15 protein-coding genes and 1 pseudogene are annotated in these 20,480 nt (G+C 49.9%); 1 reads left to right on the forward strand and 15 read right to left on the reverse strand.

All coding sequences use genetic code 11. The features are described 5' to 3' along the window. Positions 1-16: 16 nt before the first annotated feature. The 12 genes and pseudogenes from LVQ77_RS00590 to LVQ77_RS00645 form a co-directional block, all read right to left on the reverse strand. Positions 17-757, reverse strand: coding sequence for a type II secretion system protein N (locus tag LVQ77_RS00590; protein ID WP_232903380.1), 741 nt, complete (start codon positions 755-757; stop codon positions 17-19). Continuing rightward, positions 754-2,202 (reverse strand): type II secretion system protein GspL, encoded by a 1,449-nt coding sequence (gene gspL / locus LVQ77_RS00595; protein WP_232903381.1) that lies wholly within the window; start codon positions 2,200-2,202, stop codon positions 754-756. Before gspL ends, LVQ77_RS00590 begins: the two co-directional genes overlap by 4 nt. Beyond that, positions 2,199-3,176: a type II secretion system minor pseudopilin GspK gene (gene gspK / locus LVQ77_RS00600; RefSeq protein ID WP_232903382.1), complete on the reverse strand. Its 978-nt coding sequence runs from the start codon at positions 3,174-3,176 to the stop codon at positions 2,199-2,201. Before gspK ends, gspL begins: the two co-directional genes overlap by 4 nt. Then, positions 3,173-3,784, reverse strand: coding sequence for a type II secretion system minor pseudopilin GspJ (gspJ, locus tag LVQ77_RS00605; RefSeq protein ID WP_232903383.1), 612 nt, complete (start codon positions 3,782-3,784; stop codon positions 3,173-3,175). The genes gspK and gspJ overlap by 4 nt, the downstream gene beginning before the upstream one ends. Continuing rightward, positions 3,781-4,143 (reverse strand): type II secretion system minor pseudopilin GspI, encoded by a 363-nt coding sequence (gspI, locus tag LVQ77_RS00610; RefSeq protein WP_232863476.1) that lies wholly within the window; start codon positions 4,141-4,143, stop codon positions 3,781-3,783. Before gspI ends, gspJ begins: the two co-directional genes overlap by 4 nt. Continuing rightward, positions 4,140-4,655: a type II secretion system minor pseudopilin GspH gene (gene gspH, locus LVQ77_RS00615; RefSeq protein ID WP_232903384.1), complete on the reverse strand. Its 516-nt coding sequence runs from the start codon at positions 4,653-4,655 to the stop codon at positions 4,140-4,142. Before gspH ends, gspI begins: the two co-directional genes overlap by 4 nt. Continuing rightward, positions 4,655-5,089, reverse strand: coding sequence for a type II secretion system major pseudopilin GspG (gene gspG, locus LVQ77_RS00620; protein ID WP_232863478.1), 435 nt, complete (start codon positions 5,087-5,089; stop codon positions 4,655-4,657). The genes gspH and gspG overlap by 1 nt, the downstream gene beginning before the upstream one ends. Positions 5,090-5,101: 12 nt before the next feature. Continuing rightward, positions 5,102-6,322 (reverse strand): type II secretion system inner membrane protein GspF, encoded by a 1,221-nt coding sequence (gene gspF, locus LVQ77_RS00625; protein ID WP_232863479.1) that lies wholly within the window; start codon positions 6,320-6,322, stop codon positions 5,102-5,104. A 2-nt stretch (positions 6,323-6,324) separates the two neighbouring features. Beyond that, entirely contained in the window at positions 6,325-7,803 is a 1,479-nt protein-coding gene (gspE, locus tag LVQ77_RS00630; protein WP_232903385.1) for a type II secretion system ATPase GspE, read from the reverse strand. Beyond that, positions 7,796-9,756, reverse strand: a pseudogene (gene gspD / locus LVQ77_RS00635) (type II secretion system secretin GspD). The gene gspE and the pseudogene gspD overlap by 8 nt, the downstream one beginning before the upstream one ends. An 8-nt stretch (positions 9,757-9,764) precedes the next feature. Next, complete coding sequence (gspC, locus tag LVQ77_RS00640) at positions 9,765-10,553, reverse strand: type II secretion system protein GspC (RefSeq protein ID WP_232903386.1); 789 nt, start codon at positions 10,551-10,553, stop codon at positions 9,765-9,767. Between the two features lie 53 nt (positions 10,554-10,606). Continuing rightward, complete coding sequence (locus LVQ77_RS00645; protein ID WP_232903387.1) at positions 10,607-13,057, reverse strand: beta-glucosidase; 2,451 nt, start codon at positions 13,055-13,057, stop codon at positions 10,607-10,609. A 726-nt stretch (positions 13,058-13,783) separates the two neighbouring features. Between LVQ77_RS00645 and LVQ77_RS00650 the strand changes: the two genes are divergently transcribed. Continuing rightward, positions 13,784-14,341 (forward strand): helix-turn-helix domain-containing protein, encoded by a 558-nt coding sequence (locus tag LVQ77_RS00650; protein WP_232903388.1) that lies wholly within the window; start codon positions 13,784-13,786, stop codon positions 14,339-14,341. 97 nt (positions 14,342-14,438) lie between these two features. Here LVQ77_RS00650 and LVQ77_RS00655 read toward each other — a convergent pair whose 3' ends face one another. From LVQ77_RS00655 to LVQ77_RS00665, 3 genes are all read right to left on the reverse strand, one after another. Further along, positions 14,439-14,870 carry a hypothetical protein gene (locus tag LVQ77_RS00655; protein WP_232903389.1) on the reverse strand — a complete coding sequence of 144 codons (432 nt, stop codon included), beginning with the start codon at positions 14,868-14,870 and terminating at the stop codon, positions 14,439-14,441. Between the two features lie 85 nt (positions 14,871-14,955). Continuing rightward, positions 14,956-16,734, reverse strand: coding sequence for a ShlB/FhaC/HecB family hemolysin secretion/activation protein (locus tag LVQ77_RS00660; protein WP_232903390.1), 1,779 nt, complete (start codon positions 16,732-16,734; stop codon positions 14,956-14,958). A 1-nt stretch (position 16,735) separates the two neighbouring features. Further along, positions 16,736-20,434, reverse strand: coding sequence for a two-partner secretion domain-containing protein (locus LVQ77_RS00665; RefSeq protein ID WP_232903391.1), 3,699 nt, complete (start codon positions 20,432-20,434; stop codon positions 16,736-16,738). Positions 20,435-20,480: the final 46 nt, after the last annotated feature.

The following is a 20,480-nucleotide window of genomic DNA, read 5'->3' on the forward strand; positions in this document are numbered from 1 at the left end:
TTCCTCTTACAGGCGCTTACCAACGCCCTGATGTTTCGAAGGTATAACGGCCTTGTGATTCATGACCGGCACTTTGCGCCAGTAGCATCAATAACGCAGTCGGGAACGTAGGGCCGGGCGTGACCTCACCTTGCAAGCGATACTGTTGTACTCCCTGTAACAAGAGCTGCCCTTTGCTGTGAAGTTGTTCGGAGGTTTGCGTGATGTCGGCAAGCCATTGCTGGTTCACGCACTTGATGCGCAGGCGGGTATCGCCGGTATTCACAGTCGCGGCGATATCCACCAGGTTCCCATTACTCCAGCGAATATCGGCTACTGCCTCAATACAGTTGCGAGGAGTAAAACGAAGCTGTGTCAGATGAGCGTTTATGTCGCCACTGAGTTCGGCTGAAAGTCGCATGGCATTGCCCAAAACCGCTGCCGGGAAACGCAGCGTAGCCTCCTGAATGCTCCATTCGCCGTTCCAGCCAACGATCCCGTGACCGTTAATCATGCGAGGATCAGCCAGTTCAATATCTGCCGCGATCTTTCCCTCGAACAATCCCGCACTACGCCAGTTCCAGCTAAGTGGGCCAACTTGTTGCTTGCCCAGCACTAAGGACTGCACCTGGCCTTGCCAGAGCGTGCCGCTGGCGCCCAGTAATGAGACTCCCGCGGACAAAGGTAACCAGGCTATGACCAGGCGGGCGGGTATCATCAACATCAGCCCCAACAGGTAACCCAGTACCAACGGCAGTAGCAAATATCGTCTTTTCATGAGCGGCTACGCCCGGATAGCATTAAACGCTCCACCTGCACATTGCCCTGGCCTTTATCGGTCAGTTCAACCTGCTGCGGGACGATGCCATATTGAAGTTCAAGGGTTTGTAGCCAGTTTGCCAGCGAAATAAAAGGCAGTGGCGTGGCGTATCTGATCTCCAGCGCATTGTCGTTTTGCGTCACTGGCGGGGCAGGCAGATGTGCATCGGTGCTGGTGCGGGTCATTACATCGGCCATATTGGTGACTGGCAGCGAAATCGCCGTTTTTTGCCCGATCTCACTTTGCATCTGGGCCAACTGTGCCTTCATTTGCTCAAGGCGCGACATTGCCGGGTGATTCTCTTTTTGGCGTTTTGGTTTCCGGTTGAGATAAACCGTAACCGTTCCCGATCTGGTGTTTTCTTCAGCGATGCGCAGTGAGAATCCGGCGGGAATTCGCTGTTCGATAGCCTGTAATGCGATGGTCGATGTGCCTGAGAGTTGCGCTTGCAGCTCCTTTTGCGCAGCATCAAATTGCAATGTTTGCACGCGAACAGTAGAGGGAAGCACGCTATCAAGTGTTCGGGCTAAAGGCAGGAATTGGCTGTTTCGCTCCTCCATCTTCTTTTTAAATGCAAACCACGGGTCACTCACCGGTTTGCTATCCGGGAAGGCGTGGCGGTAGACAGCTGTCATCTGCTCCTGAAGCGCAGATTGCTGGTGGCTCAGGCTGAGACTCTCCAACCCACGGGCTGCAAGTACCATAACCAGGCTTGCGACCAGCAAATACACTGGCGTGCGCCACACACCAAAGCTGCCGGATTTATTCCTCTGTGGGCGATATGTGCCTTGCAGCAAGGAGACGGGCGGAAGATGGACCGCGCGCAGCGGCATGGTTTGTGTTGTGGTTTGCCACCCGGAGACTTGCGTTGCGGGTAAACAGGTTATCAATTCATCTTCAAGCACCATGCCTTGCCAGCGCGATTCACGAATCAGATGCTGTTTATCAAGTGACCAGCGATACCCACCTACAGTTTGCGGCAGCGCTAAAACATCAGGCAGCATCCGGCTGGCTTGCAAACCGGCCTCATCCAGCCAACGCAACCACTCCTGCATTAAGGTGTGTTCTACCGCGGCCAGATGAACTGATGGTGATTCGTGGGCAAGCACCGCCACATGCAATCGGGCCGGGTCTTCAACTACTTCATCTTCGAGTAGAAAAGGCAGCGCGTTGCGCGTTTTATGCGTCAGTCTTCCTGGCAAGTTGACGGAGCGCAGCACCAAATCGCAGGCTGGCACCAGCGCAATTACCTGGTTGCCATTGGCATATTCCTGCAAGCTTGCGAGCATTGCTGCATCGGGCACCTCGCCGGAAAACAACAGCCGATCGTCTGCGGAGAATAGCCACCAGAACATGGGTTGATGTGCATGGCTTGCGAGACGGATTAATAAAGTTTCACTCATGGCCAAACTCCCGTCTCACGACTGCGAACAATAACCTTGCGGTCGCTGGCGCGATAAAAATGGCTGATCATTCGGCTGTGTTGTTGTTGGTTTTCGATGGTGAGCGACGAAACAAAATAGTCACTGTTCACCGTAAGAGATCGAGAAATTTCGGGGCCGGCGATACGCTCATCGCCGCCAGGAATAAGGGCTAAAAACTCATCGACACTTTTCCAACCTTCCGTCGGGCGGCGTTTAATCAGCTCACGGGCTGACTGAACGGACAGGATATTCAGAAACAGTGCAGACAACAGCGGCGCCTGTGGCTCCTCAAGCGTGTTGATATTCACCGCAAGAGATCGCTCGGGAATAGCGCAAACCAGTGGCTTGAGTGCTTGATATAACTCTCCACTTATACCTTTGACGGCACGTAATTCGCTCAGGTGTCTCATCGGTTGGTTAGCGGGCAAATAGGGCGGATTAAGCGCCATGTAGTCATGGTCTTCTGCCCCTAATAGTTGTGGGTCACTGTTAGCATCCAACCAATCCTCGACGGTCGCCGCGAGCTTCCGGGCGCGCAGGTTGTCTACCTCAAGCCCCTGTAAAAGGGAGACAAATACCTGTTCGCGATACTGGGCCAGATTGTCCGGGTTATTCTCGTCATGGTTTTGTAGGCTGTTGAGATTAAAGCAGGCTTGCTCATCACGGATCTCAGCACGCAGTGCAACCTCGTTAATCGGCCAGACCTCTTGCTGTGTGGCCCAATACTGCGCTCGGGAGGTTTTTTGTGGGCTATCCATCATGTCCTGATATAACACTCGGGCGACGAATGCTTCACCTCCCAGAAGATACTCATGCATCTGTAATTGACTCAGTAGCGTATGGCTGCGCTGCCACATCTGCCGGTAACGGGCCGTCATTTGCGAAGCCAGAAGAGCCATAACAGAAAGCAAAAGTAAGACGACAAGCAAAGCCATACCTCTTTGATATTTCATTGGGCATTCTCACTTGCGGCCAGCAGAAAGCGCCGCGTAATGAGACCGTAATCGGGTAACTCCAGCGTGACCTCCACCGCTTGTGGCAGTTCGCGCACCGCCGTCCATTGTGTTAACCAGTGGCCGTCGCGGTAATAACGTAGGCGGAATTGCCGCACCGACTTCAGCACCACAGTTTGGTTAGGTTCGGTGCCCGGTAGGTTATCCGGGTAACGCCATGTCACTCGTTCAAGTTGTGAATCCTGTAAACGCCAGCCCAATTTTTGCAGCTCGCTGCGGCGCAGGCGGGCATCGGGATTAAACCAACCGCTGCGGGTAAATATCACGCCATCACCTTTGCTTTGCAGCAGGCCATCGGCTGCGCTAAACACCGTATTCCCCGGAGCGCCCGCCTCACGCACGGTGCGTGGGAAGCTCTGGATAAAGTCATTTTCCAGTTGCTGCATGGCAAAACTGAGCTCGGTCAGCCGTGAGATCTTTGCCTGGGTCACGGCGTTGTTACGTAATACACCCTGAAATACCGCCTGAGCCGTGAGGGTTAGTAGGGCGAAAATCACCAATGCGACCAGCACTTCCAAAAGCGTAAAACCCCGCTGATTGCTGTTCATGGCTGACGGAAAAAATAGCTACGCAGTTGAATGCGCGGATCGTCGTTCGGCGTGGAACGCACCTGGATTTCAACGGCGCGTAACAATGGATCTCTTGTAGTCTCTCCCAGGCGTTGCCAGTACCAGTTACGCCCTGCGAACGGCTCTTTTCCGGAAACCTTTTCCAGCGCTGGCCAACCTCCAGCCAGGCGCAGATCGACCATCTGATTTTCCGCGACCCAACTGCCAAACAAGCTTTCTTCCATAGATTGCAGTGCCATCATTTGGCTACTGAGGCTGTTCATTAATGCAAGGCTGGCGCCGGCAAAAATGACCATTGCCACCATCACTTCCAGTAATGTCATTCCGCGTTGCTTCATGGTGTGGTGTCCGTAGCATCAACCAACTGCACTTCACCTGCTTCGCTGACGATTAATGTCGCGATGGCCTTTCTTTGCGCGAAGGCGCGCAGCTCAAATGGAGTGACTTCACCACCGGGAAACAGCAGCAACTGCGGCTTATCGTCCTGTTCATCTGCTGGTGATTCGTCAAGCAGTAGATCCTGTTGCGTCAGCTGTAATGTGATGGTTTCGCCATCAGGTTGCTCCACTGCTGATATAGCCCGCCAGCCGCGAGAACTGCTGAGATCCTGCACCATAAATTGATAGCCGTGAGCCCTGATGCTCAGGCCCAATAATGAACCCTGAGCCATCGCTTCCATGCGTTGCACTGGAATGGCATCGGCAAGCCGGGCCAGCATTTCGCGCCCCTGTTTTTTGGGGGAGTTTGCCGGTAACGCCATCACAACCAGACTTGATGCCGTAGCGATGATTGCCACGACCAGCATCATTTCGATGAGCGTAAATCCCCGGTTGCTCGTAGCCCTGCTCATTAGCTTTTGGCTCCGCTCATATCCCAGTTGCCAATATCGTCATCGTTGCCCGCTTGCCCATCAGGGCCTGCGGAAAAGATATCAACCGAGCCATGCTCGCCGGGGCTGACAAGTTGATAAGCGTTTTGCCATGGATCTTCCGGAAGGCGTTTTATATAGCCGTTCTGTTTGTAGTTTTTCGGCACCGGTGCGGCTTCCGGTTTGTTGAGTAACGCATCTAACCCCTGTTCGGTGGTGGGGTAGCGCCCATTGTCGAGTGTGTACATATCCAGCGCATTTTCGAGTGCCACAATATCGGTGACCGCTTTTTGTCGGTCGGCCTGATTTTTATTACCCATCAGATTCGGTACCACAATGCTGGCAAGAATCCCGAGGATGACGATCACCACCATAATTTCCAGCAAGGTAAAACCTTGCTGCTGAGGCTTACGCATAACGACTCCTTTTCAATGACTGATCATGTTATTTAGTTGCAAAATAGGTTCGAGAATTGCCAGCACGATAAACAGCACCACGCTTGCCATACTGACCACCAGCAGTGGCTCGAACAGGCTCAGTGCGAGGGTCATCTCTTGCTGTAACGCGTTATCCTGGTTGTCAGCTGCACGAGACAACATGCTATCCAGGGTGCCGCTTCGTTCGCCGGAGGCAATCATATGCAGCATCATCGGTGGGAACAGGCGCGTCTGTTCTAAGGCTCCGCGCAAGGTGCTGCCTTCGCGTACTCGTTGTTGGGCAAGATTGATGCGTAGACGCGCTTCAGCGTTTTGCAGCACTTCACCACTGATCTGCATGGCATCCAGTAGCGGTACGGTGCTGGCATTGAGAATACTGAGTGTGCTGGCAAAACGGGCGGTATTGGTGGCCCGGCTAAGCCTGCCTGCTATTGGCAAACGCAGCACTAAATTGTGATAACGCAGGCGATTTGCCGGGGTTTTTAACCAGCGACGCCAGTAAAGTGCCGCACCGGTTATGGCAACCAGAAAAAGCACGCCAAAACGTTGCAGCATTTCGCTGCATCCCATCAGCAGGCGGGTACTGAGCGGCAGTTCCTGTTTCATGTGGACAAACTGCTCCACCACATTAGGGACGACCGTCACCAGTAAGATGGCGATGACACCTACAGCCACCACGGTAAGAACACAGGGGTAAACCATCGCCTGGCGCAGCTTGTTTTGCATCTGCTGACGCTGCTCGGTGTAATTTGCCAGCCGCATTAATACATCATCGAGGTGGGAAGACTTTTCACCAGCCGCCACCATGGCGCAGTAAAGGTCATCGAAGGCGGCAGGGCTCGCAGCCATGCTTTTTGCCAGCGTTTGCCCTTCAAGGACACGACTACGCACGCCGTTAATCACACTCTGGATGCGGGCTTTTTCCGTCTGGTGCGAGACCACATTCAGGGCTTCCTCCAGCGGAATTGCCGATCCCAGAAGCGTGGCAAGCTGGCGGGTAAACAGGGTTAATTCACTTTTGCGCATTCCCGGGGCGCGGCGGAATGAAAAATGACGGGAGGCGCTTGTTGATGCGCCCACTTCGCTAATTGAGACAGGGAGTAATTGCCTTTCGCGCAGTTGTTGGCGAGCGTGACGGACGGAATCCGCCTCAAGCGAACCTTGTTTTGACTTGCCTTTACTGTCCAGTGCCTGCCAGCGGAAATCAGCCATGATTATTCCTCCCGGCTCACGCGGAGCACTTCTTCGAGTGACGTCACGCCTTGCCGCACCTTTTCCAGGCCGTCATCGCGCAAGGCCGGTGTACTGGTGCGAATAAGCGCTTCCAGCTCATCCTCCGTAGCATCGTGGTTAAGCGCTTTGCGAACGGATTCATCGATAACAACCAATTCGTGTAGCGCGGTGCGCCCGCGATAGCCGGTGTGGTTGCAGCATTCACCGCCGACCGGTTGCCATAGGTGGGTAACATCGCTGCCAAAGCCGTAACGCAGGCGTTGCTGTTCATCCAACAATTGCGGGGTTTTGCAGTGCAGGCAGAGTGTGCGCACCAGGCGTTGGGCAAGCACTGCCGTAAGTGAAGAGGCGAGCAAAAACGGCTCCACGCCCATATCTCGCAAGCGAGCAATGGCACCAATGGCACTGTTGGTATGCAGCGTCGAGAAGACTAAATGCCCGGTCAATGAGGCCTGAACGGCAATCTTCGCGGTTTCGGTATCGCGGATTTCGCCGATCATTACCACATCCGGATCCTGGCGTAGGATTGCGCGCAACCCCCTGGCAAAAGTCATATCGACTTTAATATTGACCTGTGTCTGGCCGATGCCATCGAGGTCGTATTCGATGGGGTCTTCCACCGTCAAAATATTGCGCTCGTGGTTATTAATTTCAGATAGCGCGGCATAAAGAGTGGTGGACTTACCCGAACCCGTTGGGCCGGTGACCAGAATAATGCCATACGGCTTACGCACCAGTGTGGACATGGTCTGCTGTAAACCCGCTGACATTCCCAAGTGAGAGAGCGCCAGATGGACGGTGTTTTTATCCAGCAGGCGCAGCACGACCCTTTCCCCGTGGCTTGAAGGCAGCGTTGAGACACGGACATCGACGGCCCGCCCGCCTATACGCAGGCTAATACGCCCATCCTGCGGAACACGTTTCTCGGCAATATCGAGACGTGCCATGATTTTGATGCGTGAGATAAATACCGCCGCCAGTTGGCGCTGTGGCTGGATAACCTCACGTAAAACACCATCGATACGAAAGCGAATCGCAAGCCGGGACTCGTAGGTTTCAATATGAATATCGGAGGCAGCAAGTTTTATCGCTTCGCCCAGCATGGCGTTGATCAGGCGAATTATCGGCGCATCATCCTCCATATCGAGCAGGTCTTGCGTACCAGGCAGCTGCCCGGCGAGATCGCTAAAACTCACGTCGTTACCCAAATCCTCCATTAACTGGCGCGCTTCGCTGCCATCGCGTTGATACTCTTTGATCAAGAGTTGCTCAAATTGCGCTGCGGCGACGGCGTTAACCGAAAATGACTGGCGCATGACACGACGTATTTCCAGCAGGATTTGTGGCCTGAGTTCGCCATGATGTATCAGCACTGGCGTCTCATTTTGCCACTGCACCAGCACGCCGTGATCGCGGGCAAAGCTAAAGGGGAGCTTTACCCATTTTCGCTCCTCACTCATTGAAGAAGCCTCCGCGCGGTCGGGCACCCGGTGTTGCAGGCAGAGTCAGGTCAGGGGTGGGGAGGGCGAGAGGATCGCGATTGAGACGATCGGATTTTTGTTCATCACGGAACTGGCGATATTTTTCATTGGAGACGCCGTTATAACTGGCGCCATCGCGCAGGATGACCGGATGAATGAACACCATCAGGTTTTGTTTGCTGGTGCTGGTGCTGTTGTAGCGGAACAGATAACCGAGCAGCGGAATATCACCGAGGATCGGTACTTTGCTGACGCTCTCGGTGGTTTGGTTGTTCAGCAAGCCGCCGAGCACCACGGTTTCGCCGCTTCTGACCATTACCGCATTGTTGATGGTGCGGGTGTTAAACGTGGCACCCAGATCGCTCCCGGCCGAAGATGAATCAACGGAACTGGCGGAGGCCACGCTTGAAACCTCCTGCTCAATATTAAGCAGCACGCTTTCACCGTCATTAATCTGCGGGATAACCTTGAGCTTAGTGCCCACCGTTTGCGCTCGACAGTGTTGTACACGCTGCCGGTTGTACTGGCCTGGCTGCCGGTAATGACCGGGACTTCCTGGCCAACGTTTATGGCCGCTTCTTTGTTATCGAGCGTAACGATGCTTGGCGTGGCGAGAATATTGCTGCGTGAGTTGTTGGCAAGTGCTGTAACCAGCCCGCCCCAATTACCGTTATAAAAACCGGCGGCGATACCGTTAAAACTACTGAGTAAGGCAGCACTGCCAGACGAGCCGTTTTTCCGGTTTTCGGCGGCGACCACGGCGCTTATCGGCAGCCCGGTGCTGGTAAATTGGGTTGCGCCACCATTTTCGTTAAACCACTGCACGCCGAAATTGAGCGCGTCGCCATCCTGCATTTCTACAATGACTGCCTCAATCAACACCTGGGCGCGGCGGATATCGAGACGATTGATGATTTGTTCCAGCGCCTGCATAGCATCAGGCTGCGTGGTAATAACCAGTGAGTTGGTTTGTTCATCGGCAACAATGCTGACCTCTTTGCCGTTAAATGTACTGCTGCTGGCACCGGCACCCGTGCTGGCAGGCGCGGTTTCACCTTTGGCTGGTTGGGATGGCGATGAGTTTGCGCCGCTCAGGACCGCAACCAGGTTTTTCGCCTGGGCGTATTTAAGATAAAAAACGCGAGTGTTCCCCTGGTTTTGCTCTTCACGGTCAAGCTGACGGGCGATAGTGATTAAGTGCTGGCGTCCCTGCGCGCTGCCGGAAATCACCACGCTATTGGTACGTTCATCAGCCACCACGTTCGGTGCCAGACCGCTGCCTTTACGGTCGTTTTTGTTCAAGCCATTAAGGATTAAACCCATCTCACGTGCAGAGGCGTACTTTAATTTAATGATGTCCGATCGCTGATTACCGGCTGAATCTACGCGGCGCACAATTTCTGCCAGACGATTCACAACCGCCGCACGTCCGGTCACCAGCAGCACATTGGCGGATTCGTAATGCACCACATTTCCGGCCCCGGCGTTATCGTTAAGCTGGCGCAAAAGTGGAGCGAGTTCTTTCACATCGACGTTTGAAACCGGAATAACGCGCGTCACCACTTCGTCACCGGTTCCCGCATGGTAATCATCGGCCAGCGGGATAGCTGCGGTTTTGGCATTGGCAGCTTTCACCACCTTCAGCACGCCACTGGCTCCTGGCACTACGGCGAAACCGTACACATCCAGCACACTCAGGAAGAACTGGTAGTACTGCTCATCATTGAGCGAGTCATAGCTACGAACGTTGACGACACCGCGCACGGCGGGATCGATAATGATGGTTTTATGCAGGTTTTTACTGACGATATTAATAAATTCCTGAATATCGGTACTTTTGAAACTGGCGCTGTAATTGGCTCCCCAGGCAGCAGGCAAGAGAGCCATCAGCAGAGTGAGGCTCTGGGCAATTCTTGTTATTTGTAATGACATACCCAACCTTACTTTATTGATAAATCTACAAAAATGTTCTTCTCAGCATCATCACGCACAATAGTGATATCAAGCTGCGTCAATGTGCTGAGTTGGCCCATAAACTTTGCGGCCTCTTGCGGCTCGCGTAGGTCAAAGCCATTGATGGCGATTGCCAAATCGTTGGGCTGTAATCCACTTTGCTGAAAAAGCGTGGCCTCTTTGCCTGGATTGAGGCGATATCCCTGCATCACGCCGTCTTTGTTCACCGGTGTGATTGCCACCATCTCCAGCAATTTTTTCGGCTCTTTCAGTAACTGATTCCGGGTAGTCGCAAGTGTGTCAGGTACGCTTGCGGCTGCGTCGTCATACAACCGTAGGATTTCATGCTGCCCCCCGTTAAGCAGTTCAACATGGTCATCTTTAATCGCGACGACACTCGCCTGTGTTCCGTTGATAACATCATGAATACCGTAACTATTTTGATGTCCACCTTGCTCAATAATCACCAGTGAACTTTCTGATGAGCTACTGACTATCACCCCGGTCAGTCGTACTTTTAGCGAGGAGAGTGTTGCCACTTGTGCTATCTCTTTATCCCCGCCTGGGAATAGCGTCTTGAACCTGATTTCAGCAGGTGTGGCCTGCGGGTTAGCGTTGTGTGCCTGAGCCGGAATTGGTGTTTGCGGATAAAGCATTTCACCAATACGCCATGTAGCGACAGCCAACTGATAGCCAAGACCACAGAGCAATACCACTGTCACCATCTGCGCTAAAAATGGCTGAGAAAAACTCAGCCTGAACACCGGTTTACTCATTAACACTGATTGCCTTATTAACCAGGGCGAGAACGAACTCGCCCTGGATTGACTTACTGACTTACGGTGACAAAATCAGCGGCGTTCACTCCCGCCGGCAGTGCAAGCGCACCCGGAGTGGTGTTGCTGACTACAATTTCCTCGCTAACGTTGAAGGTCACAGGTTCACGACCCGTTACGTCGGAAGAAGGAGACACCCAGGCCTTGTAGGTGCCAGGCTCAACAATCCACTGGTTCTTTTGCGGGTCAAAGCTTGCCAGCGTTTTGGCAGGGATAGTGAAGGTCAGCTTCTGGCTGGCACCGGGTTGCAGGCTGTCTGTTTTGCTGAAGGATTTAAGCTCAAGAGCGGGTTTTTTCAGCTTAACTTCTGGTGCGTTGATATAAACCTGGGCTGCTTCTTTACCGGCAACGTTGCCGGTGTTGGTCACCGAAACGCTGAATGTGATGCCACCTTTTGCGCCATTACTCAGGGTGTTCGACTCGACTGCCGCGCCGTCATAACCAAAGGTGGTGTAAGAAAGGCCGTAGCCGAACGGCCAGGCAACCGGTTTGCTGAAGGTGCTGTAGTAGCGGTAGCCCACGTAGATGTCATCGTTATAAGAGATTTCATCTGGTGTGCCGTCTCCGTTGGTGTCTTTGCCCGGGAAGGTGGTTGCGGAAGGGACATCGGCATAAGACTGTGGAATGGTTTGTGCCAGTTTGCCCCCAGGGTTGACGACGCCTGAGAGCACGTCGGTGATGGCAAAGCCCGCCTCCTGGCCCGGCAGATATGACAGCAAAATGGCATCAACTTTATCGGCCCACTCGCTGGTATCGACGATGGCAGAGACATCCAGCACGACAACCACTTTCTTGCCTGCAGCATGGAATGCATCAGACGTATTCTGAATCAAATTGAGTTCATTTTCGGTCAGCAGGTAGTCGCCACGGGTATTGGTGCGGTCCACACCTTCACCCGCGATTCGCCCGATAGTGATGAGTGCTGCATCATTGTTCTGCGCAGCACTTTCAACCACTGCCGGGTCAATTGCCGGGTCGTCACAGGTAAAGTAGGTGCCGATCGAGGCCACAAAGCCCGGGTGCTCTACTTTATTTTGCGCGTAGTAATCGCGATAGAATGAGGTTAGCGACTCATCAACGGTGTACTGCTGTTGCAAGCCTTCGGAAAGCATAATGGTCGCTTCATTGTTAACCTGGCCGCTACCTGTGCCACCTTTGATAGTTTCAATCTGGCTCACCCCAAAACTTGCGAGCTTCAAACGCGGTGTTAATGGCAGCGCCTGGTTGTCATTTTTTAACAACACCATGCTCTCTGCCGCAGCCTGGCGTGCCAGTACTCGGTGCTGTTCGAGGTCAGGTTTATTGGACGCGGCGTAGTTGTTATAAGAAGGGGACTGGAAGACTTGCGAGAGAATATGTTCCACGTTAACCGTGACATCTGCTTCGCTAATATCCCCCTTTTTATAAGAGTCTTTCAGTGCGGCCAGCACACCGGTATTGTTGAAAGCACCGGTTACCGGGTCGGTAAATCCACCAGGTTCAATCAGGTCATTACCCGCTTTTAGCTGTTTCCAGCCGGTCAGTTCTGGAGTCCCGGCGAGCCAGTCGGACATTACCAGCCCTTTAAAATCCCACTCATTACGCAAAATATCGGTCAGCAGGTCGCGGCGTTCGTTGGTGTAAGTACCGTTCAGTTTGTTATATGACGACATCACCGCCCACGGCTGCGCTTCTTCTACGGCTATCTGGAAACCGCGCAGATAAATCTCACGCATTGCGCGCGGCGAAACGATGGTATCGATGGAGTTACGGTTGGTTTCTGAGTTGTTGGCAACAAAGTGCTTAATGGTGGTGCCGACTTCATTTGACTCCACACCGTCAACCATAGCGGCGGCAATTTTCCCGCTCAGCAATGGGTCTTCAGAGTAATATTCAAAATTACGCCCGTTCAGCGGGTTACGTTGAATATTCATACCCGGCGCGAGAATAAAGTCGACGCCATATTCTTTAATTTCTTCGCCCATCGCTTTACCCACTTGAGCCACTAATTTTGTGTCCCAGGATGAAGCCAGCAAAGAACCAATTGGCCAGGCAGTGGCATAGAAAGTTTCAGAACTACCGTTTCGAGTACTATTGATACGCAATCCGGCGGGACCATCGGCTAATTTTGCCGCAGGAATATCCAGTTTGTCGCTTTTTACGCCATTGATATAACCAGCAACACCGGATACATCATTTTTATTATTGGTTGCCGGGAATTCACCATTCCCTAGATCCATTCCAGGCCCGACCACCATATTAAGCTTTTCTTCAACGCTCATTTTACCGGCGGCTTCTTTGGCCATTTTTTGGTAATACGCGGCGTCTTTTACTTGTGAGACAGGCGGTTCTTCCTGGCTGTCGTCATCATCGTCGTCATTACAACCAGAAACCATCCCGGCTAATGCCAGGGTGAGACAGATTGTCAGGGTATTCAATTTTGATTTAACGCTTAAGGATTCCATTGTTATTGGCCTTATTTATGTAGGGTATATATCCAGGTTTCGCAAAGGTAAGTACATCAACAGCAGCGGAATAATAACCAGATAAATGGCGGGCGACTTTGCAATGGAAAGCTAATTCTGTGCTCCTGGGAGCAGGGCGTTTTTTTGTGAGTGGTATCTCAAAATAATGCAGGATGCTACAATACATTAACATTACAAAAACAATATTAACGTTCAACTTTGTGCAAGGTCCACATGCTTACCAGAAGCGTATCTAATTCAATATATAGGACAAGTCTTAATAATTTACGTCAAAAAGGAATTGACACAAATAACTTGTTAGGGGGCCTGGGTTTGTCAACTCATGAAATAGACAAACCCTACGGGCGTATTACTGAACATAACCATTACCAATTGATGGCAAAAATTAGTGGGCTTAACAAAACGCTCTATGGGAGTGCTATTCCGGAAACTATTTACATTAATAGTGTTGAACATTCCCACGCTATTTTTCCAGAGTTAATAGGTCTGTGCCTGAATGAAAAAACACTGGAATCAGCATTATGGAGTTTTTCGGATAACCGGTTTTTGATTGGCAACTGTGATGATCTTTTTATAGAAAAAGGGCAGTCACATACTCGCATAAGATATAAAAACCGGGCGCCACACTCTGTTAATAACCCTTCAGCCATCTTTAATCTGGTGTTGCTTGGCAGTATATTGAAAAGTTATTCCCCAGGTATGAGTATGCAAATAGAGCTTACGGACTCAGCGGTTCACCATCAGACGCTGGTGAACGATCTGTTTAACAAAACCTGTTTGCTGCGCCAGGAGCACGATGCCATTATTCTGGAAAACCGCTACCTGGATTGTGAAAACGCCTCATTTAACCCGCTGCTAAATCGCTTACAAAAGAGCCATGTAAGCGCACTCAAAAAACAAATTTTCAAAGAGCCACCGCTGACCACGGCGGTGAATGCAATTATTGAACAGTGTTATTTGTCAGGGCAGGAAACTTCAGCAAACTCAATACTGGAAAAGGTATGCCAGGATCTGCGGATTAGCCGCTGGACACTCAACCGCCGCCTGCAACTCGAGTCAGCGACTTTCACTCAGCTTCTAAACCAGCAGCAGTTGCTACTGTCGATGCGTATGCTGCGTGAATCAACGCTCTCGATTCAGGAAATCAGCGACTGCCTGGGGTTCTCTTCGCATTCCGTTTACTCACGATTCTTTAAGAATCATGTCCAGCTATCTCCTTTGCAGTTTCGGGATAAAGGTCGGGGCTGTGAGAGCGGTTGTTGATGTCGAAACTCGTGGGGGGCTGGTTTAAACGCATAACATCCCAGGACATACCGGAATTGGCGCTACGAAGGAGGCCAACTCCGGTATTTCTTCTGCCTCAACACTTGCCAGCAAATTTTCCGTGAATATTTTCGACGAATGCCTGCTCTCTGCCGGGTATAAGATGATTGTTGAACATAAAATTGAGGTGATGCTTATTGATTGGCGCTGATTTGTTGGTATTAACAGCAGTCGATTTAATTACGCCAAGACGTCTGATTTCTGCTTTTGCACCTTCATATATTCCGGCACACCCCTTCCATACTTCTAAATGCTGGTTGAAGTATTTTTCAGTAATATGGCACCACGCAGACCATTTTCCATCTCTTCCTGCCTCACGGTATTGCCACACCTGGGGGGCAAGGTCAGACAGTCGGTATGCAATTAGCTGTTTTGCCATCTCATAAATTTCTGTTTGGCCGGCATCGTCTGCGTATTCATCAAGAGTGAGATTTATTATCTCCTGAAGTCTTTCAATGGTAATACTCATTTTTCAATCCAGTTATTTAAATATGGCCCTGCCAAAGAGACAGGGCATTAATGATAAAAAGTGATGGTTTCTATAAAGATATTAATTAGAACATCTTCAGGACATTCAGGAAGAAACGTGCTTTGTTGCCGTTGTAGCCATAAGCCTCTTCCGATGCTACGGAACGGGTAAGCGGGAAGGCGACCTCACCGGTTATATGAAGATCTTTATAGGGATTAATCCGTACTCCACCGCCCAGCGAAGCCAGACTTTCACTATCGGTATAACGGGGTTCATTATTCCAGACCTTACCCACATCCCAGAAACTGTAATATTGTACGGGGATAGGATATTCATTAATGACATGTAATTTGGAATATTGCAGCTCAAGCTTACCAGCAATACCATTATCACCGGAGATCTCAGAAGCATCATATCCTCGGCCAAACTGGCTGCCGCCGACACCAAATTGTTCAGGTGTCAGTAAAGCTTCGCCAAATGCTGTCTGGGCGGACATCGCCATATATATTGCAAGGCCTTGAGTAATCGGGTCCAAATTCTGCAATCGTTGCAAGTCGAGCTGTAGCTTCGTGAAGTTAGTATTTCCGCCTTCACGTGAAGGGTTATTACGCCCCTCATGGCTGGCTCCCATTACATGCAGCCCCTGGCTTAACTCCGCTTTCATCAGGTTACTGCCGCCATGGCTATCGACGAAATCCCAGCTAGTGCCCACTCGCAATGCACGAATACGGTCATCACTGGATGGGGTGTTATCGGGGTCATTAAAATATTCTGAGGTTCCGTTATACCAGGTGAAGGCAACAGAACTATTGATATTTTCCATTCGCGATCTCAGCCAGGGGTGGTTAAGACGCGCGATAATATTATCGCCATGACTGTTAGCATTTAAGAAACTATAAGTATCCGGGTATCCATCGTTATGTTGATACAGAATACTCATGGTAGTGCCATAGCGATTAATTGGGGCTTCATATTGCCCTTCATAAAATGCCATGTAATTACTTTCAAAAGAGTGGCCATAGCGAAATGAAAGACGATCGCCTATATCTAATGGATTGTTCAGATTGAGACCACCGTAACCTTGCCATGATCCATAATGGCGGCTATCTCGGTTATCAAGCCCTAAAAATCCGTCCCAACGCTTCAATTTGTTATTAATTAACAGATCAGAACCTGCTTTTTCAGAGGAAGGACTCAACGTTGCCCGGGCTTCATTACCCGGAAGGTCATTCATCAGTAATATATTTCTTTCAAGCTCGGTTGCAGTTAACGGAACATCATTGCGAATATTTTCAGCATAACGTTCAGTCGCGCGATTGGTATCTCCCTGAATATTCGTATTATTGATACGACCTTCGGTGACATGCAATTCTAACAACCCATTGTTAATCTGCTGAACAGGAATGACAGTTTTGACCAGCAGATAACCATCCTGACGATAACGATGGGTTATCTGCGCCGCCGCACTATTAATTTGCTGCAAAGTGACATCTCTACCTTCAAGTGCAGCATAGAGAGGGCGAAGTTGCTCTGCACTATAAACCGTCACCCCTGTCAGTTTAATATGATTAACACGGAATGGCCGCGAGGTGCCCGATGAAAATAGAGGCTTTGCTTCCTGGACATCTAACATTCTGGGGGTCTTTTCGACATCAATCAGCTCGCCATCAGGACCAGATAAATCGCCACTGCTGACTTTTCTCCCGGAAGCATCAGGAACTTCCATCCGGCTGGGATCGTTGGCTTTGAATATAGAAACAGATGCCGCCTCACAATGTGCAATAAATGCCGATGCGAGAATGGCTCCACCTAATATTTTCAAAGTATGGCTGGGTACCCAGATAATTTTTCTTATGCTATTCATCTTAATTTCCCTCTCTATTTTTTTCTAAATCCCTGACGGTTGGAATTAAAGTGCGATTCCAGTCCGGGATGCGGAATTTGCCTTCCTCAATGGCATTCGTGATATAGCCAATCACTTCCTCACGGGCAGGAAGTTGTTCCTCAGGTTCCCCGTAGCTGCGAGGTTTGCAAATTAGTTGTACCGACCAGGCTCGGACAATTGCAGGACTTGCAGTATCGCTGGCCATAATCGATGAAGGGGACTCTATGGTGGTGCAGCGCTCGCCATTTGCTCCACCCGTTAGGGAAATGCCCGTTGAGCGCATATCAATAACGCCTGGATTTGTAGGTGTTGGAGGATTATCCACTGGTGGAACAATAGGATTATCAATAACTGGGTCGTCAGTTACGGGTAAATTATCTATGGGTTTTACATCGACTGGTTTATTGTCAATAGGTTTGTTATCAATAGGTTTGTTATCAACTGGAGGCTCAACCGGAGGCGTAGGATCAGAAGTTGGCCCCAGAATTTTGAGCTCACCATTAATAACGGTCACCAGATAGTTAGCGCTAATAGTATGACTAGCATGGTCAATACTATAGCTACCAATATTTTCCCCAGCCTCGCGGCCCAGCGTGACACCCTGTTTATCTTGCGCAAATTTCCACTGGCGCTCATCGATAGTAAAAGTAAATGTTGGGTCAGTTTCACCCACTTGTTTTATATGATTATCGGCAACGACAACCAACGAAGCCGGAGTTATTGTCATGGTGGATGTGTTAAGTTCAACCGCATAACGTTTATCTACGTCAGTACCACCACTGATTGTTTTTTCGACACTATACTGACCGACATTAGTATTTAGTGCGGGCCGGGAATAATCAACAGTAAAAGTATTGCGGTTTTCATCGTTTAATTGCTGGGCGATAAAGTTATCAACCTCGATGATTTTATTCATCGCGTCATTTTTTATTCGGCTTTCTATGATTGCAGGGTTACTGTCACCATAAATACGTGTCGCATCCTCAGAATTAGCATTAACTTTAGCCTGATAGGTTGTTACCTGTATTGAGTCAGCAGCGTTTTTTGTTGAAGACAACATATAGATCTTCGCTTGCTCGTAAAGATTGCGATAACTATTAGGATTGTTTTCTTTGGCAATCCACGGAGCGTCATCCATTAAGAACCCTAAGTTTGCCTGGACTTCATTGGTTTTAGTTCCGAGGTTAATAATAAGTTGCTGGCTACGATTACTTTCCGGGTGATACTGGATTTCCTCATCAAAAAGAGCGCCATTAATTTTCTGGCCCTGATAAGGTTTTACTCCCCAGCCATTTACTTTTCCGTTGTAGTCTATTTCTATTGCAGTATATGTCCCATTATTGGCCTGGAATGCGAAACCGACTGGTAGTGAATTGGTGAATACATCATTTAAATAAACATCTGATAGTTCAGGATTATTGGCATTAGCTTTAATTGTCCATTTCTGTTTGTTACTGTCTAAAAACGTAATGCCCGTAACCAGGTAGTCAGAGTAATCAAGGAATTTGATAAACTCTGCTTCCGGCAGCGTTATAACATTACCATCTTTGTCGATGACCTTATAATTTTCAGCCGAGAAGACGAGGTAATCAAAAGCTTCATTACTGCTAAGTGTTATGCCGCTATCATTATATTCATCTGCCGAAACCAGTTTTTCACCCACCAACTTTAACTGCTCACTGGAGATATCTGCCAGACTTTCAGGATTGTCGGTAAGAGGGGAGTTAATCGAAATATTGGGCCCATAGGCAGTATTACCTGTTGCATTGGTCTGGCTATAAGTAAATATCCCGTTCGTTGCGCGTCCAGCCAGTTTTTCCGCATAATTCAGCTCACTGTTCATGCGCACACTAGCCCCTTGTAATGCAACTTGCGAGGCTTTGAGTGCAGTATTACTCTCCTGGAAAATAGAACCTGAGTTGGAGGTTTTTATCCAAGCAATACCGCTTCCCAAATCAATAATCGCGCGTTTATTCCACGCCGATTCCCCGGTTTGTCCTTGAGCATTATCTTTTAAAACTACATCACCGGTCGCTGCAATAAAGAGATTGCCGCCCTGGAGAATAATCGGGGCATTAATATAAACACTACCGCTATCTTCATGCAGATCCTTGCCAGCGTAGCTCTTTCCCTGTGTTGGGTTCCCTGATGCTATTAGTGATAGCGTGGCACCAGTCCCGTTTGCCTCAAACACCTTTTTCACCACAATCGGTGCATTGATATTAATTCGTGCTGAAGCGGTGATTTCAACTACACCCTGTTGTTCCAGTGCCCTGGCAACGGCAAGATTGGAAACGGTCCAGTTCCCGGTATCACTGGCGTTCGGAATATCATTTGAGGCACTGGTGTCGTCACTGACGGTGACAATCTCCGGGTCCAGAAGCCATTTGCCGGAGGCCACTGTGCCCGATAGATCAATTTCGGCATCTTTAGTGACATTGAGTTGCCGTCCGGATGTTTCAATCACTCCGCCACGCTCGCCACCTTTTACACTGGCGCTTCCGGCAAAATGCGTTTGATTTTCAGACCAGGCAACAATAGTGCCTCCATCTGTTTTTCCCTGGGCTTTTAAAGAAGCCCCTTTATTCACCGAAACAGTTTTAGCACGCGGTACAGAGCCTTTGCCCTGGTAATCACCGCCGACTAATATCCGGCCACCTTTATCAACGGAACCTGAGGCATCAATACGCGCAGTGGGAGTGAGCGTGACATTTTCTCCCAGTAAATGGATTTCACCGCCTTGAGTGCCTTTTGCCGAAACAGTTCCCGAAACCAGTGTTTTCTCAACATGACCTAAAACAATGGTCCCGCCTTGTTCTGAGACAGAGTCTGCAACGACGGTTCCACCCAGATTAATCACCGAATCCAGATGCCCGGCCGCCCGTTGGGCACTCATAGTAATCACACCGCTACCCACATCAATATGGCCGGTATTGTGCACCCCACCTGTAAGCCCGGAATTAACCTGTGCGTTTGAGTCGCTTGTTTGGGTAATGGCGATATTAATCAGGCCATCACCATGGAAGTCGAGGGTGGCAGCAGGACCGGTTGCCAGCATCGCTTTACCCTGGCGTGCCTGAATAACGCCACTGTTTGCAACTTGTGCACCTAATAGTGTGACCATTCCGTTATCGGCGGCGGTAATTTTACCGGCATTACTTATCATGCCGCTTAGAGAAATATCCAGCTTCCCTGATTGCTCAAATTTTTTTAATTGTTCATCAGTAATCATGCCAGCACCTGCGACCAGCGACTGAGTGCTTATTTTTGAATTTGGGCCAAACCAAATCCCATTGGGGTTAAGCAGAACTAACTGGCCATTAGATGTCAGTACACCAAAAATATTACTGGGATCTTTACCGGTGACACGGTTCAAAGTTACAGAAGAACCATCAGGCTGTTTAAAATGAACTTTATTATCAGCACCAATACTAAAATCTTTCCAGTTAATGACTGTTCGGGCGGTTTGCGTATCAACCTGCATACTCTGCCCATTTTTTGATATCTGAACCTGCCCGGCTACTACGCTGGATATTTCTGGTAAAGATTGCGCTGCATAAAGGGGTTGTGGGGGAATAATGGCAATCGCCACTGCGACTGCGATAATAAATGGATTAGTGAGTGGATCAATTAATATCCCAGAGTTTCCTTTTCTTGATATGACTTTTACTTCGTCCAAAGTGTACCATCCCAATTAATTATAATGGGTTAAACTTTAAAAGGAT

The sequence above is a fragment of the Buttiauxella cochleicola genome, assembly GCF_021282435.1.
Lineage (GTDB): Bacteria > Pseudomonadota > Gammaproteobacteria > Enterobacterales > Enterobacteriaceae > Buttiauxella > Buttiauxella massiliensis.